At 65.0% G+C, this 25,966-nt stretch carries 25 protein-coding genes; 16 read left to right on the forward strand and 9 right to left on the reverse strand.

The window, feature by feature from the left end:
• Positions 1 to 188: 188 nt before the first annotated feature.
• Positions 189 to 1,049 (reverse strand): DUF6279 family lipoprotein, encoded by an 861-nt coding sequence (locus V0R62_RS16540; RefSeq protein WP_330104509.1) that lies wholly within the window; start codon positions 1,047 to 1,049, stop codon positions 189 to 191.
• 130 nt (positions 1,050 to 1,179) lie between these two features.
• Between V0R62_RS16540 and V0R62_RS16545 the strand changes: the two genes are divergently transcribed.
• Positions 1,180 to 2,016 carry a CvfB family protein gene (locus tag V0R62_RS16545; RefSeq protein ID WP_028693048.1) on the forward strand — a complete coding sequence of 279 codons (837 nt, stop codon included), beginning with the start codon at positions 1,180 to 1,182 and terminating at the stop codon, positions 2,014 to 2,016.
• Here V0R62_RS16545 and V0R62_RS16550 read toward each other — a convergent pair whose 3' ends face one another.
• Positions 2,017 to 2,397, reverse strand: coding sequence for a hypothetical protein (locus tag V0R62_RS16550; RefSeq protein ID WP_050706820.1), 381 nt, complete (start codon positions 2,395 to 2,397; stop codon positions 2,017 to 2,019).
• A gap of 212 nt (positions 2,398 to 2,609) precedes the next feature.
• Here V0R62_RS16550 and V0R62_RS16555 point away from each other — a divergent pair, with 212 nt between their 5' ends.
• The 3 genes from V0R62_RS16555 to def all read left to right on the forward strand — a co-directional run bounded on the left by V0R62_RS16555 (position 2,610) and on the right by def (position 4,446).
• Positions 2,610 to 2,789, forward strand: a complete 180-nt coding sequence (locus tag V0R62_RS16555; RefSeq protein ID WP_186661155.1) for a CsbD family protein — start codon at positions 2,610 to 2,612, stop codon at positions 2,787 to 2,789.
• Between the two features lie 164 nt (positions 2,790 to 2,953).
• Entirely contained in the window at positions 2,954 to 3,910 is a 957-nt protein-coding gene (locus V0R62_RS16560; protein WP_330104510.1) for a YihY/virulence factor BrkB family protein, read from the forward strand.
• Positions 3,910 to 4,446, forward strand: coding sequence for a peptide deformylase (gene def, locus V0R62_RS16565; RefSeq protein WP_186733041.1), 537 nt, complete (start codon positions 3,910 to 3,912; stop codon positions 4,444 to 4,446). Before V0R62_RS16560 ends, def begins: the two co-directional genes overlap by 1 nt.
• Here def and V0R62_RS16570 read toward each other — a convergent pair.
• Entirely contained in the window at positions 4,401 to 4,850 is a 450-nt protein-coding gene (locus V0R62_RS16570; RefSeq protein ID WP_330104511.1) for a GNAT family N-acetyltransferase, read from the reverse strand. The genes def and V0R62_RS16570 overlap by 46 nt on opposite strands.
• Before the next feature lie 332 nt (positions 4,851 to 5,182).
• On the opposite strand from V0R62_RS16570, the gene V0R62_RS16575 reads away from it, so the two are divergent.
• On the forward strand, positions 5,183 to 5,440 hold the full coding sequence (locus V0R62_RS16575) for a DUF2790 domain-containing protein (RefSeq protein ID WP_028693053.1): 258 nt from the start codon (positions 5,183 to 5,185) through the stop codon (positions 5,438 to 5,440).
• Between the two features lie 153 nt (positions 5,441 to 5,593).
• Here the strand turns inward: V0R62_RS16575 and V0R62_RS16580 are convergent, their stop codons facing one another.
• Positions 5,594 to 6,955 (reverse strand): aminotransferase-like domain-containing protein, encoded by a 1,362-nt coding sequence (locus V0R62_RS16580; protein ID WP_330104512.1) that lies wholly within the window; start codon positions 6,953 to 6,955, stop codon positions 5,594 to 5,596.
• A 75-nt stretch (positions 6,956 to 7,030) separates the two neighbouring features.
• On the opposite strand from V0R62_RS16580, the gene V0R62_RS16585 reads away from it, so the two are divergent.
• The 5 genes from V0R62_RS16585 (at position 7,031) to V0R62_RS16605 (ending at position 10,913) form a co-directional block, all read left to right on the forward strand.
• A complete protein-coding gene (locus V0R62_RS16585; RefSeq protein WP_330104513.1) occupies positions 7,031 to 7,990 on the forward strand; it encodes a threonine dehydratase in 960 nt (319 codons plus the stop codon).
• Positions 7,991 to 8,067: 77 nt separating this feature from the next.
• A complete protein-coding gene (locus tag V0R62_RS16590; protein ID WP_330104514.1) occupies positions 8,068 to 8,709 on the forward strand; it encodes a LysE family translocator in 642 nt (213 codons plus the stop codon).
• Positions 8,710 to 8,820: 111 nt separating this feature from the next.
• Complete coding sequence (locus V0R62_RS16595; protein WP_330104515.1) at positions 8,821 to 9,246, forward strand: YybH family protein; 426 nt, start codon at positions 8,821 to 8,823, stop codon at positions 9,244 to 9,246.
• Positions 9,247 to 9,288: 42 nt separating this feature from the next.
• Positions 9,289 to 9,633, forward strand: a complete 345-nt coding sequence (locus V0R62_RS16600) for a YciI family protein (protein ID WP_028693059.1) — start codon at positions 9,289 to 9,291, stop codon at positions 9,631 to 9,633.
• A 41-nt stretch (positions 9,634 to 9,674) separates the two neighbouring features.
• On the forward strand, positions 9,675 to 10,913 hold the full coding sequence (locus V0R62_RS16605; protein ID WP_330104516.1) for an RNA polymerase sigma factor: 1,239 nt from the start codon (positions 9,675 to 9,677) through the stop codon (positions 10,911 to 10,913).
• Positions 10,914 to 11,054: 141 nt separating this feature from the next.
• Here the strand turns inward: V0R62_RS16605 and V0R62_RS16610 are convergent, their stop codons facing one another.
• Complete coding sequence (locus V0R62_RS16610; protein WP_062574831.1) at positions 11,055 to 11,525, reverse strand: MaoC family dehydratase; 471 nt, start codon at positions 11,523 to 11,525, stop codon at positions 11,055 to 11,057.
• Positions 11,526 to 11,560: 35 nt separating this feature from the next.
• Positions 11,561 to 12,505: an alpha/beta hydrolase gene (locus V0R62_RS16615; RefSeq protein ID WP_203651396.1), complete on the reverse strand. Its 945-nt coding sequence runs from the start codon at positions 12,503 to 12,505 to the stop codon at positions 11,561 to 11,563.
• A 201-nt stretch (positions 12,506 to 12,706) separates the two neighbouring features.
• On the opposite strand from V0R62_RS16615, the gene fadD2 reads away from it, so the two are divergent.
• Positions 12,707 to 14,395 carry a long-chain-fatty-acid--CoA ligase FadD2 gene (gene fadD2, locus V0R62_RS16620; RefSeq protein WP_330104517.1) on the forward strand — a complete coding sequence of 563 codons (1,689 nt, stop codon included), beginning with the start codon at positions 12,707 to 12,709 and terminating at the stop codon, positions 14,393 to 14,395.
• A 323-nt stretch (positions 14,396 to 14,718) separates the two neighbouring features.
• Positions 14,719 to 16,416 (forward strand): long-chain-fatty-acid--CoA ligase FadD1, encoded by a 1,698-nt coding sequence (fadD1, locus tag V0R62_RS16625; RefSeq protein WP_028693064.1) that lies wholly within the window; start codon positions 14,719 to 14,721, stop codon positions 16,414 to 16,416.
• A 150-nt stretch (positions 16,417 to 16,566) separates the two neighbouring features.
• Here fadD1 and V0R62_RS16630 read toward each other — a convergent pair whose 3' ends face one another.
• The 3 genes from V0R62_RS16630 to V0R62_RS16640 form a co-directional block, all read right to left on the reverse strand.
• Positions 16,567 to 17,874, reverse strand: coding sequence for an NAD(P)/FAD-dependent oxidoreductase (locus tag V0R62_RS16630; RefSeq protein WP_110739163.1), 1,308 nt, complete (start codon positions 17,872 to 17,874; stop codon positions 16,567 to 16,569).
• Between the two features lie 29 nt (positions 17,875 to 17,903).
• Complete coding sequence (locus V0R62_RS16635) at positions 17,904 to 19,268, reverse strand: glutamine synthetase family protein (RefSeq protein ID WP_330104518.1); 1,365 nt, start codon at positions 19,266 to 19,268, stop codon at positions 17,904 to 17,906.
• A gap of 445 nt (positions 19,269 to 19,713) precedes the next feature.
• Positions 19,714 to 19,848: a hypothetical protein gene (locus V0R62_RS16640; RefSeq protein ID WP_330104519.1), complete on the reverse strand. Its 135-nt coding sequence runs from the start codon at positions 19,846 to 19,848 to the stop codon at positions 19,714 to 19,716.
• 27 nt (positions 19,849 to 19,875) lie between these two features.
• Between V0R62_RS16640 and V0R62_RS16645 the strand changes: the two genes are divergently transcribed.
• From V0R62_RS16645 to V0R62_RS16660, 4 genes are all read left to right on the forward strand, one after another.
• Positions 19,876 to 20,223: a hypothetical protein gene (locus tag V0R62_RS16645; RefSeq protein WP_330104520.1), complete on the forward strand. Its 348-nt coding sequence runs from the start codon at positions 19,876 to 19,878 to the stop codon at positions 20,221 to 20,223.
• A 12-nt stretch (positions 20,224 to 20,235) separates the two neighbouring features.
• Positions 20,236 to 20,484: a hypothetical protein gene (locus tag V0R62_RS16650; protein ID WP_203651406.1), complete on the forward strand. Its 249-nt coding sequence runs from the start codon at positions 20,236 to 20,238 to the stop codon at positions 20,482 to 20,484.
• Between the two features lie 105 nt (positions 20,485 to 20,589).
• Positions 20,590 to 24,495: an ATP-dependent RNA helicase HrpA gene (hrpA, locus tag V0R62_RS16655; protein ID WP_330104521.1), complete on the forward strand. Its 3,906-nt coding sequence runs from the start codon at positions 20,590 to 20,592 to the stop codon at positions 24,493 to 24,495.
• A gap of 219 nt (positions 24,496 to 24,714) precedes the next feature.
• Positions 24,715 to 25,836, forward strand: a complete 1,122-nt coding sequence (locus tag V0R62_RS16660; protein ID WP_330104522.1) for a beta-ketoacyl-ACP synthase III — start codon at positions 24,715 to 24,717, stop codon at positions 25,834 to 25,836.
• Positions 25,837 to 25,966: the final 130 nt, after the last annotated feature.

The raw sequence follows: 25,966 nt of genomic DNA on the forward strand, positions 1-25,966 counted from the left end.
CTGGCGCTCGAACACGTACCCCTGTAGGAGCGGCCTTGCCGAGGCGTCGGACCGGTCGGAAAGGGCTGCGGAGCGGCCCCAGGATTTTAGCTTCGCAGCAGGCATTGCCGGGGCCGCGTTGCGGCCCTTTCGCGACACAAGGCCGCTCCTACACGGGGATGCGCATGGCTTGAGTAGCCTGGCTGACTTCAACCTTTCAGGCACTTGAGCTCACTGAAATCCGCCCGCACCTTGCTCAGGCGCTGTTGCAGGAACTGCTTCTGCGCAGGGCTGCTCTGCTTCATCAGATCGACCAGCAGGCTGCGCGCCTGCTGTTCACTGTTCTCATAGGCCTGGCGGTACTCCGCCGTCCACAGGCTTTCCTTGCGCTGCAGCAGTTGCGCCAGGCGCGGTTCGAAGCCGGGCGTGGCGCGCTGGTCCATTGCCAGCACCAGCTGTTGCTGCCAGTGCGCGCGATTGGCGATCGACTGGCGGTTCTGGTCGCCCAGGGCCTGGGACCAGCTCATCACCCGCAAGCGTTGCTGCGCGCTGAGCTCACCCAGCCAGGGTTCCAGGCGCTTCTGCATGCGCGTGGCGCGCTGTTCGATTTGTTTGGGGAGCGGGGTTTCGTCATAGGTTTTGCGGCGCTTGTCGATGTCGGCGCGAAACGCCAGGCGCATCTCGGCGACCTGGGAGTCGCTCATCCCGCGCAGCAGTTCGGTGGCCGAGGGGGTGATCGCCGTGGCCACCCGGCCGATGGCCTGGCGAGCTTCGAGGGTACGTTGCTCCAGGGCCTGGTCGGTGACCGCGTCGTCGGCCACCATCAGCCGCACCCGGTCGAGCCAGTCGAGGTAGCCGGGCAGTTGCGTTTTGCAGTGCCAAGCCAGTTGTTGCCTGAGCCGTTCGTCGAGCAGCTGTTTCTGCTCGCGGTTCATGTCCAGGTAATCGTCCAGCGACCAGGGCACCAGGCGGTCGAGGTTGCGGTAGGCCAGGTCGATGCGGCTGCAGGCCACAAGGGCCAGGGCGAAGCCAATGACGAGCAGCAGGGCGTGGGTCAGGCATCGAGGCATCAGCGAATCCTTGCACAGGCTGGCCAGGCAGTGGACGCAAGGTGGGCCCGAGGGTTCCGGCGCATGCGCGCTCGGGCGGACGGGCGGGTCAAGTGTTAGAATAGCCGCCTTGTCTTGAGGATCTTCGGAAATGGCTCTGCTTGGGCGTTACAACAGTTTGCAAATCGTGAAACACGTGGAATTCGGCCTGTATCTGGACGGCGGCGCCGACGGCGAGATCCTCCTGCCACGGCGCTACTTCCCCAAGGATGCCGAGCTCGAGCTGGACGACTGGCTCAACGTGTTCATCTACCTCGACAGCGAGGATCAGCTGATCGCCACTACCGAAAAGCCGAAGATGCAGGTGGGCGAGTTCGCCAGCCTCAAGGTCAAGGACATCAACGGCGCGGGCATCTTCCTCGACTGGGGCCTGTCCAAGGACCTGCTGATGCCCTACTCGGAAGAGTCCCGGCCACTGAAAATCGGTGATTACTGCGTGGTCCACGCCTACCTGGACAAACGCACCCGGCGCATCACCGCCACCGCCAAGCTGGACCGCTACCTCGACCGCACCCCGGTGGACTACCAGGTCGGCCAGCCGGTCGAACTGCTGGTGGCCGGCGAGACGCCGATGGGCTTCAAGGCGATCATCAACAACCGCCACTGGGGCCTGATCCACAAGAACGAAGTGTTCAAGTTCCTGCGTTCGGGCATGCACGAGAAGGGTTTCATCAAGGAAGTGCGCGCCGACGGCAAGATCGCCCTGAGCCTGCAGCCGGTGGGCCAGGCCCTGGCCGACGGCTTGCCCGAGCAGATCATGCAGCGCCTGGAGGCCAATGGCGGCGTGCTGGCGGTGTGTGACAAGAGCGATCCGGCGCTGATCAGCCAGATGTTCAATGTCAGCAAGGGCAACTTCAAGAAAGCCATCGGCGCTCTGTTCAAGCAGGGCCGGATCGTCATCCATGACGATCGCATCGAGCGGGCCTGATCAGGCCTGCACGAAGGTGCTGAAGTCCAGCTGCTCGCCACCCGGGCGGCTGTCGCGCAGCAGTGAGTCGCGGTCGGCGCTCAGGGCCAGGCTGATGGTCGAGCGGCGTTTGCCGGCGTTGCGCACTTCCATCTGCTCCTGGTGAGCGCGCAGGAAGTTGGTCGGCACCTTCAGGTGCTGCAGTTCATCGGTTTCCGGGGTGTGCAGCAGCAGGTTGACCCAGTCGGGCTGGCCTTTGCGCAGCAGCGCCACCGGCACCTCGAACCACCACAGGTTGCGCTTCTTGTCGAGGATGGCGAACAGGGTGTTGTCGCGGTTGAGCACCGGCCGGGTCAGCGCTTCGTTACGGCGAGCGATGGCGGTGGGTTTGTCGAGTTTCATGCAGGTTCCTGCGGGTTGACGCTAGATTGGCCTGATATTGTGCGGGTGGGCTCATCGTGGGGCAAGTCGCATCGGCGCGCCGCCGCTCCCACGGGAAAAACGCAAGGCCGTTGGGCTGGGACCAGGCAAACTAATTGAAACTCCTGCCGATGGCCGTGGGTCGATCAGGTGTCGACACGATTTCCCGTGTCTTTTCGGCAAGGAGACATCCCATGAGCGGCACCAAGGATAAAGCGAAAGGCCTGGCCAACGAGGCCGTGGGCAACATCAAGCAGGGCGTCGGCAAGGTGACCGGCAACGACAAGCTGCGCGCCGAGGGCAAGGCCCAGGAGTTGAAGGGCGAGGCGCAGCAGGCCGTGGGCAAGGTCAAGGATGCCGTGAAGAAACCTTGATCGCAGTGGCATTGTCGCGGGGCAGTGCGCTCTCACCGGGTGGGAGCGCACTGCCCCGCGATTGCTTTGTGCGTTCGGCAACGCGCCAGCGAACAGCACGCTCGCCGCCTGGTCTATTAGACTTGTTGCATTGCCACCCCGATCAAGCGGCGAAAGGAGACGCTATGATTTTCCCCGACCTGCGCGGCTTGCCCCTGCACCGCGTGCTGGTGCGCACCGTCAAGGAGTTCCTCGACGACGAGATGTCCACCTATGCCTCCGCGCTGGCCTACCAGATGCTGTTCTCGCTGTTCCCGTTCCTGCTGTTCCTGATCGCCCTGATCGGTTTCCTGCACTTGCCGGACTTCTTCTCCTGGCTGCGCCTGCAGTCCGAGCTGGTGCTGCCGCCCCAGGCCCTGGAACAGGTCAACCCGGTGATCGACCAGTTGCAGCAGTCCAAGGGCGGATTGCTGTCGGTGGGTATCGTGATCGCCCTGTGGACCGCCTCGGCGGGTGTGCGCCTGATGATGAGCGCGATGAACGCCGCCTACGACGTGCCTGAAGGGCGACCGGTGTGGAAGCGTATCCCGCTGTCGATCATCTACACCGTCGGCGTCGCCGGCATGCTCCTGGCGGCCGCCGCGCTGATGGTGCTGGGGCCGCAGGTCATGGAGTGGATCGCCTCCCAGGTGGGCCTGGAAGAGGCGGTGGTGGTCGTCTGGACTATCCTGCGCTGGCCGGCGATCATCATCCTGATGATGGTGGCGGTGGCGCTGATCTACTACGTGATGCCCGACGTGAAGCAGAAGTTCCGCTTCATCACCCCAGGCTCGGTGCTGGCGGTGGTGGTGTGGATCATCGCGTCGCTGGGCTTTGCCTACTACGTGAAGACCTTTGCCGACTACAACGCCATGTATGGCAGTATCGGGGCGATCATCGTGCTGTTGCTGTACTTCTACATCTCCGCTGCCGTGCTGCTGCTGGGGGCCGAGATGAACGCGGTGATCGAGCATATGTCCGCCGAGGGCAAGAACCCCGGCGAGAAGGCATTCGCCCAGGACAATCCGCAACAGAGCATCACCGTGCTCGGCCATGAGCACCCGGTGACACCCGAACCCCAGACCCGCGAGCCGAATACCTGATGATCCGCGACATTCTCAAGATGGGTGATGAACGCCTGCTGCGCATCGCCCCGCCCGTGCCGGAGCACATGCTCGGCAGTCCTGAGCTCAAGCAACTGATCGACGACATGTTCGAAACCATGGCCCATGTCGGTGGCGTCGGCCTGGCCGCGCCGCAGATCGGCATCGACCTGCAACTGGTGATCTTCGGCTTCGAGCGCAGCGAGCGCTACCCGGACGCCGAGCCGGTGCCGCGGACCATCCTGCTCAACCCGGTGATCACGCCGCTGGCCACGGAGGTCGAGGACGGCTGGGAGGGCTGCCTGTCGGTGCCGGGCCTGCGTGGCGTGGTGCCGCGCTACAAGCACATCAGCTATTCGGGCATCGACCCGCAGGGCAACCCGATCAACCGCTTTGCCGATGGTTTTCATGCACGGGTGGTCCAGCATGAGTGCGATCACCTGATTGGCCGGTTGTACCCCTCGCGCATCCAGGACTTCAGCAAGTTCGGCTACACCGATGTGCTGTTCCCGGGGCTTGATGTGGCCGACGACTGATCCCGCACCAGCGCCATCAGGGGCTTGCTGCGCTGGTAACGGGCCAGGCGCGAGGCCAGGGCTTCGGGCAGCGTGGTGGCCGGGGTGAAGGCCAGGCGCTGGTAGAAAGGTGTGAGGTCCGGATGGCAGAACAGCCAGGTCGGGGTGGTGGCAGCGCCCAACGCGGTTTCCAGCAACTGCGAAGCTATCTGCTGGCCACGCCATTGCGGGGCGACGAACAGGCCGGTCAGCCAGTGGCCGCCCTCAACTTGTGACAAGCTCATCCCTCCGACGATTTCACCGCTGCGCGCGACCCACTGCTCGCCGTCACCGGCGGCGCGCATGCGCGAGCCATGCTGGCGGTAGAACTGGTCCAGCAGGCGGCGCTGGATCGGGGGCAGACGGGTGCAGGTCAGGGGCGGCATGCGTGGCTCACGCTGTGTGGCTCATCGCGGGGCAAGCCCGCTCCCACAAGGTCGCATGCAACCTGTAGGAGCGGGCTTGTCCCGCGACAGGGCCTGTGCAGGAAAAATGACGGTGCTTTGTCGCAGATTGTTGCAAATCCGGCAAGGGTGAATATCCGACTCCGGGGTTCAACTATTCCGGCTGCGGAGTAGACTTTCACTCATCCCCCCGGCAGTACGATAAAGCGGGATCGGTACTTCGTGTCATCTTCGCAGTCGATGACAACTTCTCCGCGCCATTGACGGCATCAGAAGTCACGCGATCAGCTTGATAGCCATCAAGGTCGTTATCCATGAAAGCCTTACTGATTCTTGCATTGGTCGGTATGTCCTCGCTCGCCTTCGCGGACCAGGTCAAGACCGCAGACACCCAACCCGTGGTCGAGCAGTACGACTATTCCACCAACCTCGACATCAAGCGCGTGATCAGCTTGTCGACGATCCCCAACGTCTGTGAAGTGGTGCCCGCCACCATGACCTACGAGGACCATCAGGGACAGGTGCACACCCTTCAGTACCGTGCCCTGGGCGAGGGTTGCCGGCTGAATTGAGCCGTGCACAATCCCTGTAGGAGCGGCCTTGCCGAGGCGTCGGACCGGCCGGAAAGGGCTGCGTAGCAGCCCCAGATTTCAGTGTTGGCGCAAAGATCGCGGGGCCGCTTTGCGGCCCTTTCCGGCCGGTCCGACGCCTCGGCAAGGCCGCTCCTACAGGGGCAGGTGTAGATCCCGGACGAGTTCCAGCCCCCGCTTCAACTGCGCCCGGCTTTGCGCCGCCGACAGGCTGACCCGCACCGCCCGCACACGCTCCGTGCCCACCGCGAACACGCTGGCCGGCACGATCTCCACCCCTTGCGCCCGACACCGGGCAACCAGCGCCTCGGCCTCTCCAGGCGTGGCCAGCCAGGCATGGGGCGAAGGCACGCCGTCCACCGGCAGTGCATTACCCAGCAACGCCCGCGCCAGGCGCCAACGCTCGGTCAGTTCCTCCCGCTGCCAGGCCAGTCGCCGTGCGGCGGTCCCGTCCGAAATCCATTGGCAAGCGATGTGCAAGTTCAACGGCGACACCGACCAATGGGTGGCCTGGGCATAAGGATCGATCTGCTCCAGCAACGCTGGCCGCGCCACGATCCAGCCCAGGCGCAGGCCGGCGGCCACGGTCTTGGACAAGCTGCTGATCAACACGCCGCGGCCTTCGAGCAAAGGGTACAGCGGCGGCCGATCAGTCAAGGCGCCATACACGTCATCCTCGATCACCAGCAAGTCGTGGCGCCTGACGACTTGCGCCAGCGCCTGGCGCCGGGCCTCACCCATGCAGGCCCCGGTCGGGTTGTGCAGGGTCGGGGTGGTCACCAGTACTCGCGCGCCACTGGCCCGCACGACGCGGTCCAGTTCGTCCGGGCGCAAACCCTGTTCATCCAGGGCCACCCCCTGCACCGGCAGGCGCAGCTGTCGACAGGCCGCCTTGATGCCCGGGGCGGTCAGCGCTTCGACCATCACCGGCTCGCCTGCCTGGCATAGCGACTGCAGTACCAGGAGCAAGGCCTGTTGGGCGCCACCGCAGAGCAGCACCTCCTCGGGCCTCAGGGCCAGGCCACGATTGGCCAACCAGCGAGTGCCCTGGATTCGCCCCAGCAGCAGTTGCTCCGGCCCCAGGTAATGGTCGAGCAGGGCGGTTTCACCCTGTTCGAGCAACCTGCGCAGGCTGTGTTCGAGGTCAAGATTGTGCGGGTCGGCCACCGGCACGTTGGTCGACAGGTCGATCACCTGATGCCGACGGTCTGGCAGCTTGAGGCGAAACAGCGTCGCCTCCTTGCTGCTGGCCAGCACATAGGTGCCGCGTCCCACCTCCCCGGACACCAGGTGTCGCGCGGCAGCTTCGCGGTAAGCCTGTTGCGTGGTGCTCGGGTTCAGGCCCAGCGCCCAGGCCAGGCGACGCTGGGGCGGCAGGCGCTCACCGGCTTTCAGCTCACCCTGTTCGATGGCGCCGGCGATGGCCTCGACCAGCGCCAGGTAGCGCGGCTGGTCGTTGTCTGGCAGGGAGGGAATCCACACGAAATTGCTACCCATGCAATATATATTTGGACCCATACAATGGCCGGCGCTTAGGATCGGATCAAGCCCTACCGATGAAGGAAGATCGCCATGTTCGACTTGCCCGCCCTGCGTGAAGCCGCCGCCTTTGTTCACCAGCACGTTCCGCCGACCCCGCAGCATGCCTGGCCGCTGCTGGCCGAGCGGCTGGGTTGCCAGCTCTGGGTCAAGCACGAGAACCATGCCCCCACCGGTGCCTTCAAGGTGCGTGGTGGGCTGGTCTATGTGCGTTCCCTGCTGGCCAGTGGCGACGTTCCCCACGGGCTGGTCACCGCAACCCGCGGTAATCATGGCCAGAGCATGGCCCTGGCAGCGCGCCAGGCGGGTTTGCCGCTGGTGATCGTGGTGCCTGAAGGCAACTCGCGAGAGAAGAACGCCGCCATGCGCGCCTTGGGCGCAGAACTGGTGGAGCACGGCGTGGACTTCGACGTTGCCCGTGAAGAGGCCGCGCGCCTGGCCGAGCAACGCGGCTACCAGATGGTCCCATCGTTTCACCCGGAACTGGTGCGCGGCGTGGCCACCTATGCGCTGGAGCTGTTCGAGGCGGTGGCCGACCTGGATTGCGTGTATGTGCCGATCGGCATGGGCTCGGGCATCTGCGGGCTGATCCAGGCGCGCAACCTGCTGGGGCTGGACACCGAGATCGTCGGCGTGGTCTCCAGTGCTGCGGATGCCTATGCCCAGAGCTTCGAGCGGGGGCGCATCGTCACCACCGCAAGCGCCGACACCTTCGCCGACGGCATGGCTTGCCGCGTGCCGCACCCTGATGCCTTTGCCCTGGTGCGCGAGCATGCCGCACGTATCGTGCGAGTGAGCGACGACGAGATCGCCGAGGCCATGCGGCTCTATCACGAGACCACCCACAACACCGCCGAGGGTGCCGGTGCCGCTGCCTTGGCCGCGCTGATGCAAGAGCGTGGGCGTCAGGCCGGCAAGCGCGTGGCGGTGGTGCTCAGTGGCGCCAACGTGGATCGCGGGCGCTATGTGCAGGTGTTGGCGGGGTCTGTCTGAGCGAGTGAACTTTCTTTCTGTACGGCAAGCGCACCCTCGGGTTCAATGTGCACCCCTGAATACGCCCAGAGTGCGCCATGCCTTTCTCCAACGGTTTTCTGCTCAGTCTGTCCCTTTGCCTGGATATCGGGGTGGCCAATATCGCCATGATCACCCTGGCCATACAGCGCGGATTCCTCCAGGGGTTCTGGTTGGGCCTGGGTACCTGCGTTGGCGACCTGGTCTATGCAATTGCTGCTCTGGCCGGAATGACCGTGCTGCTGCAGTTCGAAAGCGTGCGCTGGGCCCTGTGGCTGGGCGGTTCGGCACTGCTGGTGTGGTTTGCCGTGAAGATGCTGCTGGCGGCTTGGCGTGGCGGGCATCTGGAGTCGCGGGGGCAGGTGGTGGTGGAATCGGGCTGGCGCGAGTTCCTGCGCGGGATCTTCCTGGCCATGTCATCGCCCAGCGCGATTCTCTGGTTCGCGGCGGTGGGTGGGGTGCTGATCTCCAGGTCCGGTGGCGGCAGCCTGCTCGACGCGGGTCTGTTCCTCGGCGGCTTCTTCGTCGCCGGATTGGCCTGGTGCGTGTCGCTCTGCGGCATCGCCAGCCATGGTGGGCGCTTGCTTGGTGACCGGCTGCTGACGTGGTCCTACCTGCTGTCGGCGGCCATTTTCTGTTATTTCGCGGTGTACGTGATTCTCTCGGGTTATCGTGAGTTCATCTTGTCTACACCCGTTTGACGCGCCCCTCGACTGATTTATTTCCAGGCGGCTGTCGATCTGTCGTTTTCCCGTTCGACCAGTGTTGAAAGCGTCACCACCAACCCTGATGAATCTTCGGAGGAAACACCGATGAACACTGCAGCCGAGCGTGAGCTGGAGCAACTTATCGAACAGTGGATGCAAGCGGTGCGCGAGCGTGACGTGGACCGTATCGTCGCCCCCTACGCCGACGACATTCTCGCCTTCGACGCCATCCAGGCCCTGCAATTCAGGGGCAAGGCCGCCTACCGCGCCCATTGGGAAATGTGCATGGGCATGTGCACCGGGCCGATGGTATTCGAATTGGCGCAATTGACCGTGCACGCCGACGGCGACCTGGGCCTGGCCCACTGGCTCAACCGCTGTGGCCCGTCCGACGATGAGAGCCAGTGCGGTTTCATGCGCGCCACTGTCGGCTACCGGCGCAGCGGCGGCCAATGGCAGGTCATCCACGAACACTGGTCGGCACCGTTCGACATGGAAACGCAAAAAGCGCTGTTCGATCTCAAACCCTGAACGCTCTCGACCGCCTATCGCCAGCTTGCTCCGGAGACGATCATGAAATACCTGTGCCTGGTCTATTGTGATGAAGCGCTGTTGCACAGCCTGCCCGACAGCCCCGAGGACGCCGAATGCATGGCCTACGCCGAGTCCATCCAGGGCTCCGGGCGGATGATCGCCGCCGAGGCGCTCAAGCCCGTGCAGACGGCCACCACGGTGCGCGTGCGCGCCGGGCGTATGAGCCTGACCGACGGCCCGTTTGCCGAGACCAAGGAGCAGTTGGCCGGTTTCTACCTGGTCGATGCCCGCGACCTCAATGAAGCGTTGAACATCGCCAAGGGGATTCCTGCGGCGCGGGTCGGCAGCGTCGAGGTGCGCCCGGTGCGAGAGTTGCAACCCTGACCCATAAGGAGATGCACGATGTCCCAGGAGTCGCCGGGCTGATGAACAGCGAAGCGCACGTCCGCGACGAAGTGGCGGCGGTCTACCGCCGCGATTCCCGGCGCATCCTGGCCACCCTGATCCGCCTGCTGGGAGACTTCGACCTGGCCGAGGAGGCCTTGCATGACGCCTTCTTCATTGCCGTCGAACGTTGGCAGCGCGATGGCATCCCGGACAATCCGAGGGCCTGGCTGGTCTCCGCCGGCCGTTTCAAGGCCATCGACGCCTTGCGCCGGCGTGCCCGCTTCGACCGCTCTCAGGCGGACCTGATCATGCTGCTGGAGGGCCAGGCCCAGGACCCGGGCGAGCAGGAGCTGCTGGTCGATGACCGGCTACGCCTGATCTTCACCTGCTGCCACCCGGCCCTGGCCTTCGATGCCCAGGTGCCGCTGACGCTGCGCGAGGTCTGCGACCTGACCACCGAGCAGATCGCCCGCGCCTTCCTGCAGAGCCCGGCGACCATCGCCCAGCGCATCGTGCGGGCCAAGGCCAAGATCCGCGATGCGCAGATCCCTTATCAGGTACCGGAGCTGGGCGAGTTGCCGGAGCGGCTGGAGAGCGTGCTGAGGGTGATCTACCTGGTGTTCAACGAGGGCTATTCGGCGTCTTCGGGCGAGGATGTCACCACGCGCGCGCTGACCGACGAAGCCATCCGCCTGGGCCGGTTGCTCGCGCAGTTGCTGCCGGATGCCGAAGTGCTGGGGCTGCTGGCGTTGATGCTGTTGCAGGCCTCGCGGCAGAACGCGCGCAGCGATGCCCAGGGTGAGCTGGTGTTGCTCGATGAGCAGGACCGCGGCCTGTGGGACCGGGCACAGATCGAGGAGGGCTGTCAGTTGGTGCGCCAGGCACTGCGCAGCCGGGAGTTCGGCCCCTACAGCGTGCAGGCGGCGATTGCCGCGCTGCATGCCGAAGCGCCCAGCGCCGAGGCCACCGACTGGGACGAGATCGTCGGCCTGTACGATGTGCTGCAGCGTCACTGGCCGTCACCGGTGGTGGAGCTGAACCGGGCGGCGGCGCTGGCCCGACGCGATGGCGCGCAGGTCGGGTTGCGCGCGGTCGAGGCGATTCTCGAGCGGGGCGAGCTGGGCGACTACCACCTGGCCCATGCCGCGCGGGCCGAACTGCATCGGCAACTGGGCAACACCGTGCAGGCCCGCGAGGCCTGGCAGCAGGCGCTGACGCTGACCCGGCAGGGGCCGGAACGCCGGCATATCGAGCGACGCTTGCGCGAGCTGGGATGAGCGCCTCACTGTAGGAGCGGCCTCGTGCCGCGAAAGGGCTTCGTAGCAGCCCCGGCGATCTATGCGTGGACGCTGAAATTCTGGGACTGCTACGCAGTCCTTTCGCGGCACAAGGCCGCTCCTACAGTGGCCGTGAGAGTCTCAGCCGGCAACGAATTCCGGCGGGCTCACCAACTCGACGGTCTGCTGCTTGCGCGGCGCGAGGATCTCGGCTTCGCCGGCGACCACCAGTTCGTCGTTCTGGTTGTAGACGTTGGTGGCGATGCGCACCTTGAACTTGGGCAGCTTCTCGAGGATTTCCAGGCGCACGGTCAGCTCGTCGCCGATCTTCACCGGTTTCTGGAAGCTCATCTGCTGGCCCAGGTAGATGGTGCCCGGGCCGGGCAGGGTGCAGGCCACCGCGGCGCTGATCAGCGCGCCGCTGAACATGCCGTGGGCGATGCGCTCCTTGAACATGCTCTTGGCGGCGAACTCGGCATCCAGGTGCACCGGGTTGTGGTCACCGGACATGGCGGCGAACAGCTGGATGTCGCGTTCTGCCACGGACTTCTTGTATTCAGCTTTCTGGCCGACTTCGAGGGCTTCGTAAGGCGTGTTGGTGACCTGGGTCATCAGGGGCTTCCTTGTGGGGCGGACGAGGCTGCCGATCATTCACTGCGGGCGGGGCGGCCAAGGGCCAGCGCCTGCTCCAGCCAGCCGATGATCTCGGCGGTGACCTCGTCGCGATGGGTTTCGTTGAGCACTTCGTGGCGTGCGCCGGGGTAGATGCGCAACTGTACATGACGGTTGCCGGTCGCGCGCAGGGCGTCGGCCAGATGGGTGAGACGCTTGCCGGCACTTACCGGATCACATTCGCCGCCCAGCACGAAGATCGGCAGGTTTGGATCGATCTGTGCCAGGTTCTTCTTCTGACTGATCTGCGCCAGCCCCTGCAGCAGGTCGAGCCACAGCTGGTTGCTGCAGCGAAAGCCGCACAGCGGATCGGCGATGTACTTGTCCACCTCTGCGGCATCGCGGCTGAGCCAGTCGAAGGCGGTGCGGTTGGGTTTGAACGCCTTGTTGAACGAGCCGAACGACAGCCAGTCGATCAGCGCGCTCTTGCCCAGCGGGCCCTGGCGCCAGGCCTCGAGGCGGGCGATCAGGCGCGCCGCGCGGTACAGCGCCACCGGCTGGAAGTTCGAGCCGCTGAGGATCGCGCCCTGCAGGCTGGCGCTGTGGTGCAGCAGGTAGGCCTGAGCGATGTAGCTGCCCATGCTGTGGCCGAACAGGAACAGCGGGGTCCCCGGAAACTGCTGGCCGATGTGCTGGGCCAGCAGGCCCAGGTCGTTGAGCACGGCATTCCAGCCATTTTGCCGGGCGAACAGGCCCAGGCTGCCCAGTTCGGCGGTGCGACCGTGGCCGCGCAGATCGGGGGCGAGCAGCCCGTAGCCGGCCGCGTTGAGCGCATGGCCCAGGCGCTGGTAGCGCCCGGCATGCTCGGCCATGCCATGGGCCAGCAGCACCACGGCCTTGACCGGTGTGGCCGGCAGCCATTGGTGGACATAAAGGCTGCAATGCTCGCTGGCGGGGAGCCAGAAGGCGTCGTGGGGCATGGCGGGTCCTTGCGCGCGGAGGTTGCCCAACAGTGTATGCGCAAAGCCATCGATTGCAGGAAGGGCAGAAAAGAGATTCACAATGTTAATGGCGGCACTTGGCGTATTTGCCACCATCGACAGAGCTGCTAACGTCGGCTGAACACCTTTTTGCCAGCCGGCGATCAGGTCAGGGATGTCCCGGCAGAGGAACAATAATAAATGCAAGCCGATTTCTGGAACGACAAGCGCCCGGCGGGCGTACCTTCCACCATTGACATGAATGCCTACACATCCGTCGTCGATGTCTTCGAGCGCTGCTGCAAGCGCTTCGCCGACCGCCCGGCGTACAGCAACCTTGGCGTCACCCTGAGCTATGCCGACCTCGAGCGCCATTCGGCGGCCTTCGCCGCCTGGCTGCAGCAGCACACCGAGCTGGTGCCGGGCGACCGCATCGCGGTGCAGATGCCCAATGTCCTGCAATACCCCATCGCGGTGTTCGGCGCCATGCGTGCCGGCCTGATCGTGGTCAACACCAACCCGCTATACACCGAGCGCGAGATGCGTCATCAGTTCAAGGACTCCGGCGCCCGTGCCCTGGTGTACCTGAACATGTTCGGCAAGCGCGTGCAGGAGGTGCTGCCCGACACCGGCATCGAGTACCTGATCGAGGCGAAGATGGGCGACCTGCTGCCGACGGCCAAGGGCTGGCTGGTCAACACCGTGGTCGACAAGCTGAAGAAGATGGTTCCGGCCTACCAGTTGCCCCAGGCCGTGTCGTTCAAGCAGGTGCTGCGCCAGGGACGCGGGCTTACCCACAAGCCGGTGGCGCAGACCCTGGAAAACGTCGCGGTGCTGCAATACACCGGCGGCACCACCGGGCTGGCCAAGGGCGCCATGCTCACCCACGGTAACCTGGTGGCCAACATGCTCCAGGTGCTGGCCTGCTTCGCCCAGCACGGCCCCGACGGCCAGCCGCTGATCAAGGAAGGGCAGGAGGTGATGATCGCGCCGCTGCCGCTGTACCACATCTATGCCTTCACCGCGAACTGCATGTGCATGATGGTGACCGGCAACCACAACGTGCTGATCACCAACCCCCGCGATATCCCCGGCTTTATCAAGGAGCTGGGCAAGTGGCGGTTCTCGGCGCTGGTGGGCCTGAATACGCTGTTCGTCGCGCTGATGGACAACCCGGGCTTCAAGTCGCTGGATTTCTCCGCGCTGAAGGTCACCAATTCCGGTGGCACCGCGCTGGTCAAGGCCACCGCCGAACGCTGGGAGGCCCTTACCGGTTGCCGCATCGTCGAAGGCTACGGCCTGACCGAAACCTCGCCGGCGGCCAGCACCAACCCCTATGGCCAGCTGGCGCGCCTGGGTACCGTAGGTATCCCGGTGCCCGGCACGGCGTTCAAGGTGATCGACGACGAGGGCCACGAGCAGCCGCTGGGCGAGCGTGGCGAGCTGTGCATCAAGGGGCCGCAGGTGATGAAGGGCTACTGGCAGCAGCCGGAGGCCACCGACCAGGTGTTGGATGCCGAGGGGTGGCTGAAGACCGGCGATATCGCCGTCATCGACCCGGACGGTTTCACCCGCATCGTCGACCGCAAGAAGGACATGATCATCGTCTCAGGCTTCAACGTTTATCCCAACGAGATCGAGGACGTGGTGATGGGCCATCCGCAGGTGGCCAGCTGTGCGGTAATCGGCGTGCCGGACGAGCGCACCGGCGAGGCGGTGAAGCTGTTCGTGGTGCCGCGGGCGGGTGGGGTGAGCGTCGATGAGCTCAAGGCGTTCTGCAAGACCAACTTCACCGGCTACAAGGTGCCCAAGCACATTGTGCTGCGCGAATCGCTGCCGATGACCCCGGTGGGCAAGATCCTGCGCCGGGAATTGCGTGATATTGCCTGATTGTGGGGAATCGCCCAGCCCTTCAGGCTGAGCTGTACCCTGTGGGAGCGGCCCGACAAGCCTGCTCCCGCAGATCCGCTCTAGGGAAGGGTTTTCAGGCGGATTCGCGACATTTTGTATAATTACTCTAAAAATGACTTGAAATGTTCATTGAGTCATTTATGTGACCTGTCGGCCCATTTCGGCCTCTAGGCGACCCCTTGCAAAGCTGTTACTCTCGGCGCGCTTTCAGAGGATCCGGTTTGCAATGAGCCGGCCTCTCATATCAATAATAAGCGCATCGACGCATACCGAATTCGCTGTTGCTGAAGGAGCGGGCTTCCATGATCGAACATTTTTGGAAGGATAAGTACCCAGCCGGGGTCACGGCGGACATCAATCCTGACGAATTCCCCAATATCCAGGCGGTACTCAAGCAATCCTGCCAACGCTTTGCCGACAAACCCGCCTTTAGCAACCTGGGCAAGACCATCACCTACGGCGAGCTGTACACCCTGTCCGGCGCCTTCGCCGCCTGGTTGCAGCAGCACACCGACCTGAAGCCGGGTGATCGCATCGCGGTCCAGCTGCCCAACGTCCTGCAGTACCCCGTTGCCGTGTTCGGCGCCATGCGTGCCGGCCTGATCGTGGTCAACACCAACCCGCTGTACACCGCGCGGGAGCTGGAGCACCAGTTCAACGACTCCGGGGCCAAGGCCCTGGTGTGCCTGGCCAACATGGCGCACCTGGCGGAAAAGGTGGTGCCCAAGACCCAGGTCAAACACGTCATTGTGACCGAAGTGGCCGACCTGCTGCCACCCCTCAAGCGCCTGTTGATCAACAGCGTCATCAAGTACGTGAAGAAAATGGTGCCGGCCTATCACCTGCCGGGCGCCGTGCGCTTCAACGACGCCCTGGCGCTGGGCAAGGGCGGCGCGGTGACCGAGGCCAACCCGCAGTCCGGCGATGTCGCCGTGCTGCAGTACACCGGCGGTACCACCGGCGTGGCCAAGGGCGCGATGCTTACCCACCGCAACCTGGTCGCCAACATGCTGCAGTGCCGCGCGCTGATGGGCTCTAACCTGCATGAAGGCTGCGAGATCCTCATCACCCCGCTGCCGCTGTACCACATCTACGCCTTTACCTTCCATTGCATGGCCATGATGCTCATCGGCAACCACAACGTGCTGATCAGCAACCCGCGCGACCTGCCGGCCATGGTCAAGGAACTGGGCAAGTGGAAGTTCAGCGGCTTCGTCGGCCTCAACACGCTGTTCGTCGCCCTGTGCAACAACGAGACGTTCCGCAACCTCGACTTCTCGGCGCTGAAGATCACCCTGTCCGGCGGCATGGCCCTGCAACAGAGTGTCGCCGAGCGCTGGAAGACGGTGACCGGCTGCGCTATCTGCGAAGGCTACGGCATGACCGAGACCAGCCCGGTGGCGGCGGTCAACCCGACTTCGGCCAACCAGCTGGGGACCATCGGCATCCCGGTGCCGTCCACCCTGTGCAAGATTATCGACGACAACGGCCAGGAACTGCCCCTGGGCGAGGTGGGCGAGCTGTGCATCAAGGGGCCGCAGGTGATGAAGGGCTACTGGCAGCGTGAAGACGCCACCGCCGAGATCATCGACAGCAACGGCTGGCTGAAGACCGGCGACATCGCCCTGATCCAGCCGGACGGCTACATGCGCATCGTCGACCGCAAGAAGGACATGATCCTGGTGTCCGGCTTCAACGTGTACCCCAACGAGCTCGAAGACGTGCTCGCCGCGCTGCCGGGCGTGCTGCAGTGCGCGGCCATCGGCATCCCGGACGAGAAGTCCGGCGAGGTGATCAAGGTGTTCATCGTGGTCAAGCCGGGCATGACCCTGACCAAGGAGCAGGTGATGGAGCACATGCGCGCCAACGTCACCGGCTACAAGGTGCCCAAGGCCATCGAGTTCCGCGACGCGCTGCCGACCACCAACGTCGGCAAGATCCTGCGCCGCGAGCTGCGCGACGAAGAGCTGAAGAAGCAGGGCCTGAAGAAGATCGCCTGATCCCCAGCGTGCACGATCGATGTAGGAGCGGCCTTGTGCCGCGAAAGGGGTGCGAAGCACCCCCATCGATTGGTGCATTGTCGCTGAGATCCTGGGGGTGCTTCGCACCCCTTTCGCGGCACAAGGCCGCTCCTACAGAGAGGTTGCGATTCAGCGCAGCTTTTCCAGCATCTGGTAGTACCACATCCCCGCCGCCAGCAGCGGATTGCCCAGCAGGTCGCCCATCGGCACCTTGATGTGCCGGCACCCGGCAAAGGTATCGAACTTCTCCAGCGTCCCGGTCAGCGCCTCGGCCATGATCTCGCCCATGATGTGGCTGGTGGCGATGCCGTGCCCGGAATACCCCTGGCAGTACCAGACGTTGTCCGACAGCTTGCCCAGCTGCGGGATGCGGTTGACCACGATGCCCATGGCGCAGCTCCACTGGAACTCGATCGGCACGCCCTTGAGCGCCGGGAAGGTGCGCTCGATGCACGGGCGCAGCTCGCCTTCGATGTCCCGCGAGTCGCGCCCGGAGTAGTTGGCGCCGCCGCCGAACAGCAGGCGCTTGTCGGCGGTCAGGCGGTAGTAGTCGAGGACGAAACGGCAGTCGTACACCGCCAGGTCCTGTGGGTTGATCTGCTCGGCCAGCTCGCCCAGCGGCGCGGTGGTGACAATGCCGCCCATGGCCGGGAAGATCTTGCCCTTGAGCTGGCGCTTTTCCAGCTTGTGATACACATCGCCGGCCAGCATCACCTGGCGTGCCTCGATCCGTCCCTGGGCGGTGACCACTGCCGGGCGCGGGCCGTGGACGATCTCCAGCACCTCGGAGTTTTCGAACACCAGCGCACCCAGCCCGTGGGCGGCGCGGGCCTCGCCCAGGCACAGGTTGAGCGGGTGCAGGTGCAGGTTGCGGCGGTTCTTCAGCGCGCCGAGGTACAGCGGGCTTTGCAGGTGGCGTTGCATGGCGCTGCGGTCGAGCAGTTGCACCTGGTCGCCCATGCCACGGCGCTGGGCCTCGGCCTCGAAGGCGCGCAGCTCGTTCATGTGCGACGGTTTCATCGCCGCGTGCAGGTGGCCGTGCTTGAGGTCGCACTGGATGCCGTAGCGCTCGACGCGCTGCTCGATGATCTGGTGGCCGCGCCAGCGCAGGTGCCAGATGAAATCGTCCACCTCGGCCCCCAGCCGGTCGCGCATCTGCGTGCGCATGGCCTCGTCGCCCGACAGGCTGCCGGTGACCTGGCCGCCGTTGCGCCCGCTGGCGCCCCAGCCGATGCGGTTGGTCTCGACGATGGCCACCTTCAGGCCACGCTCGGCCAGTTCCACCGCGGTGGCCACACCGGTGAAGCCGCCGCCGATGATCGCCACGTCCACCTGCACCGTGCCCTTGAGCGTGGGGTATTCGGTCGTGTCGTTGAGGGTGGCGCTGTAATAGGACGGCGCGCGCTGGGCCGGGCCGTTGTTCACTGCTGCGTTCATGCTTGTTCCTTCTTGTAATCTCGTGGGCATCAGGCCTGGTGCAGGTACCAGCGCCAGTCCTGCTCGCCGACCTCGGCCATGAACTGGCGGTACTCGGCGCGCTTGACCTTCAGGTAGACGCCGAGGAAGGCCTCGCCCAGCGCCTCCCGGGCCCAGGTCGAACGCTCCAGGGCCTCGAGGGCGGTCAGCCAGTCGGTGGGCAGGTGTTCGCTGGCCTGGGCGTAGCCGTTGCCTTCGACCGGGGCGCCGGGATCGAGTTGTTCACGGATGCCCTGGTGGGTGGCGGCGAGGATCGCGGCAGCGGCCAGGTAGGGGTTGGCGTCGGCGCCACAGATGCGGTGCTCGATATGCCGGCTGGCTGCCGGGCCGCCGGGCACGCGGAGGCTGACGGTGCGGTTGTCCACGCCCCAGGTCGGCGCCAGCGGCGCATAGCTGTTGGCCTGGAAGCGGCGGAACGAGTTGGCGTTGGGGCAGAACAGCAGCAGCGATTCACGCAGGTGACGCAGCATGCCGGCCACCGCATGATGCAGCAGCGGGGTGCCGGCCTTGTCCTCGCTGGCGAACAGGTTGTTGCCGGCGGCGTCCGCCAGGCTCAGGTGCATGTGCATGCCGGTGCCGGCCAGCTGGGCGAACGGCTTGGCCATGAAGCAGGCCTGCATGCCGTGGGTGTTGGCGATGCCCTTGACCAGGCGCTTGTAGCGCACGGCCTGGTCCATCGCCTCGAGTGCGTCGCCGTGTTCCAGGGTGATCTCCACCTGGCCGGGCGCGTACTCGGAGATCGCCGTGCGGGCCGGGATGCCCTGGGCCTTGCAGGCGGCATAGAGGTCGGCGAGGAAGGGTTCGATCTGCTCCAGCTCGCGCAGGCCATACACCTGGGTCCCACGCGGACGCCCGCCGTCGCTGTCCAGCGCCGGCTGCGGCCGGCCCTGGGCGTCGCGCTGCTGGTCGAGCAGGTAGAACTCCAGCTCGCAGGCCATCACCGGGTGGAAACCATCGGCCTTGAGCGCATCGATCACCCGCAGCAAAACATGGCGCGGATCGGCCACGCTGGCCGGCAGGCCTTCGCTGGGGTGCATGCTGACCTGCACGGCGGCGGTCGGCACCCGGCGCCAGGGCAGGCGCACCAGGCTGCCGTCCAGCGGGTAGGCGCGGCAATCGATGTCGCCGACATCCCAGACCAGGCCGGAGTCTTCGACATCGTCGCCGTTGAGGGTCAGGCCGAGGATGGTGCTGGGCAGCGGGCGGCCGCTTTCGAACACCGCCAGCAGTTCCTCGCGGTGCAGCAGCTTGCCGCGGGGGACGCCGTTGGCGTCGAGGATGAACAGCTCGATCAGGTCTATATCGGGGTTGTCGGCCAGGAAACGCCTGGCTTGCTCTGCGGGGGCAAAGTGCATGGTGGATTCGCTCTGGGGCACACGTGACCGCCGCGCAGGCGAGCGGTCAGGCTGAGTCAATCGGCCAGTGGGGCGGCCGGGTCGGGTCAGGAGTGCGTGAGCGAAGTGTCCGGTGGGCGCGCGTGGCGGCAATGCCATAGCGCCCAGAACGCCAGGATGATATGGACCAGCGGATTTTCACCGGCACGGGCCCGGGCCTTCGGCAGCGAAGGGTGGGGCAGCGGGCGGGCGATCATTGGGTCGGGAAGCATCCCTGGATACTCACATGGCCTGTAAGGTTGATTAAAGCAGTGAATGGCGACGTTCATTCCGGTGGTAGCTAAACATTGGCAAGGTCTGCTCGCCGCGTCGCAGCAGCTTAGGAAGCTTCCCACAGTTTTATCGGACCTAGGCTAGTTGGCAGGTGGCGCGCCAGCAGTGAAAGTCCCTTTCTTTGTAGGAATGGTCAGGGATCGCCAAGCAAGCGCAAAGGACTTATCAGGTAATCGCCCATCACGCGATCGTCTTCGATGTCAGCGAGTTCATCATCCAGCCAGGAGAATGTTGCCAAATCCGGCAAACGGGTCTGCCATGGGTTCATGCCGGGCACTATCGGGTCGTTGAAAAAATGGCGGAGCTTTACGACCGGATGCTGGCAGGGCAGCGGCCTTGTCTGATGACGGTGGCGGTATCGCGGCCGTTAACTCGCCAGCAGGGGGACAGCCTCAATCAGCAGAGGTACAGGGTTTCGGGCATTTTCAGTACCGCAGCGGGTAAAGCGACGGCGGATGTTGCGCTAGCAATGGCAGGTGGGCCTGCGGCGGCGGTCGCAGGGATCGCCGCCACCGGAGCTGTTGCGTGGTTGATTCAGAATAAGATTCCTACTTTTCATGCTGGGGATGTACTGGCATCGCTGTCAGCAACCGTGAAAGGCGGTATTGGTCCCCAATCCAGCAGCCTGATGATGATTATCTGAAGGGGAGCGGATATGTGGGTGCTTTATGGTATTTGCTATGCCCTCGTGGTCGGCACGTTGGTCGACTGGGCATGCCGGTCAAGATGCATCAGGTTTCTTCTCTATATCGTCTTCAACGTCACGGGGATTACCGCCTGTAATCAACTGGGTGAAGAGCAGTTCCTGCAACTTGATGGTATTGGCTGGTCAGCTTTTTTCGTGGCAATTGCTACACCGTTGTTGTTCAAGCGCTCCCGCTATTTCGAGCGTGATCGCGACTGAACGGCGGGCACAGGCAGCATCGATTTCGCAAATCTGCGACAATCCCGCCTCTTACGCCTGCCGATCATGAAAAAGCAGCACTCGCCTGCATCATTAAAAAGCCCCATGACAGACCACGCCATCGACCAACTGCTGAAGAACCTCGACCACGCCATGATCGCCGACCGCCATCGGTTGCGCCGGCAATTGCACGAGCTGCGCAAGCGCCCCGACGAGGGCAAGCTCGCGCAGTGGGTGGAAAAGGTCCAGGCCTCCTGCGCCCAGGTCACCGCGCGCCAGCAGAGCGTGCCGAGCATTCGCTACGACGACAACTTGCCCATCGCCGCCAAGCGCGACGAGATCAAGAAGGCCCTGGCCGAGCACCAGGTGCTGGTGATCGCTGGCGAGACCGGTTCCGGCAAGACCACCCAGTTGCCAAAGATCTGCCTGGAGCTGGGCCGCGGCAGCCATGGCCTGATCGCCCACACCCAGCCCCGGCGGATCGCCGCGCGCAGCGTCGCGGCGCGGGTCGCGGAGGAGCTGGGCACGCCGTTGGGGGCGCTGGTCGGCTACCAGGTGCGCTTCGAGGACCAGAGCGATTCGAACACCCTGGTCAAGCTGATGACCGACGGTATCCTGCTGGCCGAAACCCAGCACGACCGCTTCCTCGAACGCTACGACACGATCATCGTCGACGAGGCCCATGAGCGCAGCCTGAACATCGACTTCCTGCTCGGCTACCTCAAGACCCTGCTGCACCGCCGCCCGGACCTGAAGCTGATCATCACCTCGGCGACCATCGACCTGGAGCGCTTCTCCAAGCACTTTGACGGCGCGCCGATCATCGAGGTGTCCGGGCGCACCTACCCGGTGGAGACCTGGTACCGGCCGCTGACCAGCGAGCACGACGAGGAGGGCAACCAGGTCGAGGAGGACCTTTCCGTCGACCAGGCGATCCTCGCCAGCCTCGACGAGATCGCCCAGCACGAACGCAGCCAGGGCAAGGGCCCGGGCGATGTGCTGGTGTTCTTGCCCGGCGAGCGCGAGATTCGCGACGCCGCCGAGATCCTGCGCAAGGCGCAGCTGCGCCACACCGAGATCCTGCCGCTGTATGCGCGGCTGTCGCCGGCCGAGCAGCAGCGGATCTTCCAGTCCCACAGCGGCCGGCGCGTGGTGCTGGCGACCAACGTCGCCGAAACCTCGCTGACCGTGCCGGGCATCCGCTATGTGATCGACAGCGGCACCGCGCGCATCAGCCGCTACAGCTACCGCGCCAAGGTCCAGCGCCTGCCCATCGAGGCGGTGTCCCAGGCCAGCGCCAACCAGCGTAAAGGCCGCTGCGGCCGGGTCGAGCCGGGCATCTGCATCCGCCTGTACAGCGAGGACGATTTCAACGGCCGGCCGGCGTTCACCGACCCGGAGATCCTGCGCACCAACCTGGCCGCGGTGATCCTGCAGATGCTGCACCTGCGCCTGGGCGCGATCGACGCCTTCCCGTTCATCGAGCCGCCGGATGGCAAGGCCATCAGCGACGGCTTCAACCTGTTGCAGGAGCTGTCGGCGGTCAACCGCGAGAACCAGCTGACGCCCCTGGGCCGCCAGCTGGCGCGTCTGCCGATCGATCCTCGTTTGGGCCGCATGCTGCTCGAAGGCGCCCGCCAGGGCAGCCTGCAGGAAGTGCTGATCGTCGCCAGCGCGCTGTCGGTGCAGGACCCGCGCGAGCGCCCGCCGGAGCGCCAGCAGGCCGCTGACCAGGCGCACGCGCAGTGGAAGGATGTCGATTCCGACTTCGCCGCGCTGGTCAACCTGTGGCGCGGTTTCGAGGAGCAGCGCCAGGCGCTGACCGCCAGCCCGCTGCGCAACTGGTGCCGCAAGAACTTCCTCAACTACCTGCGCCTGCGTGAGTGGCGCGACGCCCATCGCCAGCTGGCGCTGATCTGCCGCGACCTGCAGTTGACAGTCAACAAGGACGCCTGCGACTACCAGCCCCTGCACAAGGCGATTCTCAGCGGCCTGCTCAGCCAGATCGGCCAGAAGACCGAGGAGGGCGACTACCAGGGTGCGCGTCAGCGGCGTTTCTGGGTTCACCCGTCGTCGGGCATCGGCCGCAAGCGGCCGCAGTGGGTGATGGCCGCGGAGCTGGTGGAGACCACCAAGCTGTATGCGCGCATGGTGGCCAAGATCGAGCCGGACTGGATCGAGCCGCTGGCCACCCACCTGATCAAGAAGAACCACTTCGAACCGCACTGGGAGAAGAAGCGCGGCCAGGTGGTGGCCTACGAGCAGATCACCCTCTACGGGCTGATCCTGGTCGGTCGCAGGCCGGTGCATTTCGGCCCGATCGACCCGGTCACTTCCCGCGAGCTGTTTATCCGCGATGGCCTGGTCGGTGGCGAGATCCAGTCCCGGGCCAAATGCCTGGCGACCAACAAGCGCCTGCTCGAGCAGCTCGACGAGCTGGAAGCCAAGGCCCGTCGGCGCGATATTCTGGCCGACGAGGAGACGCTGTACGCCTTCTACGAGGCGCGCCTGCCCGAAGAGATTCATCAGACCGCGACCTTCGACAGCTGGTACCGGATGAACAGCCAGAAGGATCCGAACCTGCTGATCATGCGCGAAGAGGACGTGCTCGCCCGCGAGGCCAGCGAGGTCACCGCCGCGCAGTATCCGGACCACCTGCAGGTGGGCGAGCTGCGCCTGTCGCTGAGCTATCACTTCGAGCCGAACCACCCGCGTGACGGCGTGACCGTGCGGGTGCCGGCGCCGTTGCTGCCGAACCTGCCGGGCGAACGCCTGGAATGGTTGGTGCCCGGCCTGCTGGAGGCCAAGTGCATCGCCCTGGTGCGCAACCTGCCCAAGGCCCTGCGCAAGAACTTCGTGCCGGTGCCCGACTTCGTCAAGGCGGCCCTGTCGCGCCTGGCGTTCGGCCAGGGGGCATTGCCGCAGGCCCTGGGCCAGGAGTTGCTGCGCATGACCGGGGCGCGGGTGTCGGACGAGGCCTGGGCGGAGGCGGCCGGGCTGGTGGAAGGTCATCTGCGCATGAACATCGAAGTGGTCGACGCCCAGGGCAAGTTCCTCGGCGAAGGCCGCGACCTGGCCGAGCTGACCGCCCGCTTCGCCGCCGCCAGCCAGGCGGCGCTGGCCCTGCCGCGCAGCGAAAAGGCCGAGCAGCCGGTACAGGCCAAGGCCTTCGCGCAGGTGGCGCAGACCGCCCAGCAGAAGATCGCCGGGCTGTCGATGACCGTCTACCCGGCGCTGGTCGAGGACAACGGCACGGTGCGCGAGGGACGCTTCTCGACCCAGGCCGAAGCCGAGTTCCAGCACCGTCGCGCCTTGCAGCGCCTGTTGCTGCAACAGCTGGCGGAACCGGCCAAGTTCCTGCGCGGCAAGCTGCCGGGGCTGACCGAGTTGGGGCTGCTGTACCGTGAACTGGGCCGGGTCGAGGCACTGGTCGAGGATATCCTCCTGGCCAGCCTCGACAGCTGTGTGCTGGAAGGCGAAGACCCACTGCCGCGTGATGGCGCGGGCCTGGCCTCGCTGGCGGAACGCAAGCGCGGCAACTGGACCGAGCACGCCGAACGCCTGGCCCGCCTGACCCTGGAGGTGCTGAAGCTGTGGCATGGCTTGCAGAAGCGCTTCAAGGGCAAGATCGACCTGAGCCAGGCGGTGGCCCTCAACGACATCAAGCAGCAGCTGGCCAACCTGGTGTACCCGGGCTTCGTGCGGGAAACGCCGGGGGCCTGGTTCAAGGAGTTGCCGCGTTATCTCAAGGCGATTGAACTGCGCCTGGAGAAGCTGGGTTCGCAGGTGCAGAAGGACCGGGTGTGGAGCGCCGAGCTGGCCAATTGCTGGGCGCAGTACCAGGCGCGCGCCGACAAGCATGCCCAGGAAGGCAAGCGCGATGAGCAGTTGACCCTGTACCGCTGGCTGCTGGAGGAGTACCGGGTGTCGTTGTTTGCCCAGCAACTGGGGACGAAGGTGGCGGTTTCCGACAAGCGACTCAGCAAACAGTGGAGTCAGGTGGAAGCCTAAGCTCCCCAAGTTGTGGCAAACTTGGTGGAATTTGCGGCCGCTGTGCGGTCGATCGCGGCACAAGGCCGCTCCTACAGGCGAACACCGATGTTGTAGGAGCGGCCTTGTGCCGCGAACGAGGGCGCAGCCCTCGCCTCAAAATTGGTACCAAGGTGCCATTAAGTTGCCCTTATTCCGGCCAGCGCCTTGTGGCGATGGCCCCAGACCAGAGGAACGACCGTGCACAACGTCGTCATCAGCGGCACCGGCCTGTACACCCCGGCCCAAAGCATTTCCAACGAAGAACTGGTGGAATCCTTCAACGCCTGGGCACAGCGTTTCAACCGTGACAATGCCGCCGCCATCGAGCGTGGCGAGGTCGAGGCGGCGCCGCTGTCCGACGCCGCTTTCATCGAGAAGGCTTCGGGCATCAAGAGCCGCTTCGTCATGGACAAGGCCGGTATTCTCGATCCGCAGCGCATGAAGCCGCGCCTGCCCGAGCGCACCAACGACGAACAATCGATCCTCTGCGAAATGGGCGTGGCCGCCGCCCGCCAGGCCCTGGAGCGTGCCGGCCGCACCGCCGCCGATGTCGACGGGGTGATCGTCGCCTGTTCCAACCTGCAGCGTCCGTATCCGGCCATTGCCATCGAAGTGCAGCAGGCACTGGGTATCCAGGGCTTCGCCTTCGACATGAATGTGGCCTGCTCGTCGGCCACCTTCGGTATCCAGACCGCCGCCAACAGCGTGCAGCTGGGTCAGTCGCGCGCCGTGCTGGTGGTCAACCCGGAGATCTGCACCGGCCACCTGAACTTCCGTGACCGCGACAGCCACTTTATCTTCGGCGACGCCGCCACCGCGGTGCTGGTCGAGCGTGCCGACCTGGCCACCTCCGAGCACCAGTTCGACATCGTCAGCACCAAGCTGCTGACGGCGTTCTCCAACAACATCCGCAACAACTTCGGCTTCCTCAACCGCGCCGCGGAAGAGGGCATCGGTGCCCGCGACAAGCTGTTCGTGCAGGAAGGCCGCAAGGTATTCAAGGAAGTCTGCCCGATGGTCGCCGAGCTGATCGGCCAGCACCTGGCCGAGAACGACCTGCAGCCGTCGGACGTCAAGCGCTTCTGGCTGCACCAGGCCAACCTGAGCATGAACCACCTGATCGTCAAGAAGCTGCTGGGGCGTGAAGTGGCCGAGGAAGATGCGCCGGTGATCCTGGATCGCTATGCCAACACCAGTTCGGCGGGTTCGGTGATTGCCTTCCACCTGTACCAGGATGACCTGGCCAAGGGTTCGCTGGGGGTACTGAGCTCGTTTGGTGCTGGATATTCGATTGGTAGTGTGGTTCTGCGTAAACGCTGATACCTACTTTTACTTCTCTTTCGCTGGGGCCGCTTTGCGGCCCTTTCCGACCGGTCCGACGCCTCGGCAAGGCCGCTCCTACAGGAGAACGCATTCCCCTGTAGGAGCGGCCTTGTGTCGCGAAAGGGCT

Origin of the sequence: Pseudomonas carassii (assembly GCF_036324045.1) — a bacterium.
GTDB classification, from domain to species: Bacteria; Pseudomonadota; Gammaproteobacteria; order Pseudomonadales; family Pseudomonadaceae; genus Aquipseudomonas; species Aquipseudomonas peradeniyensis.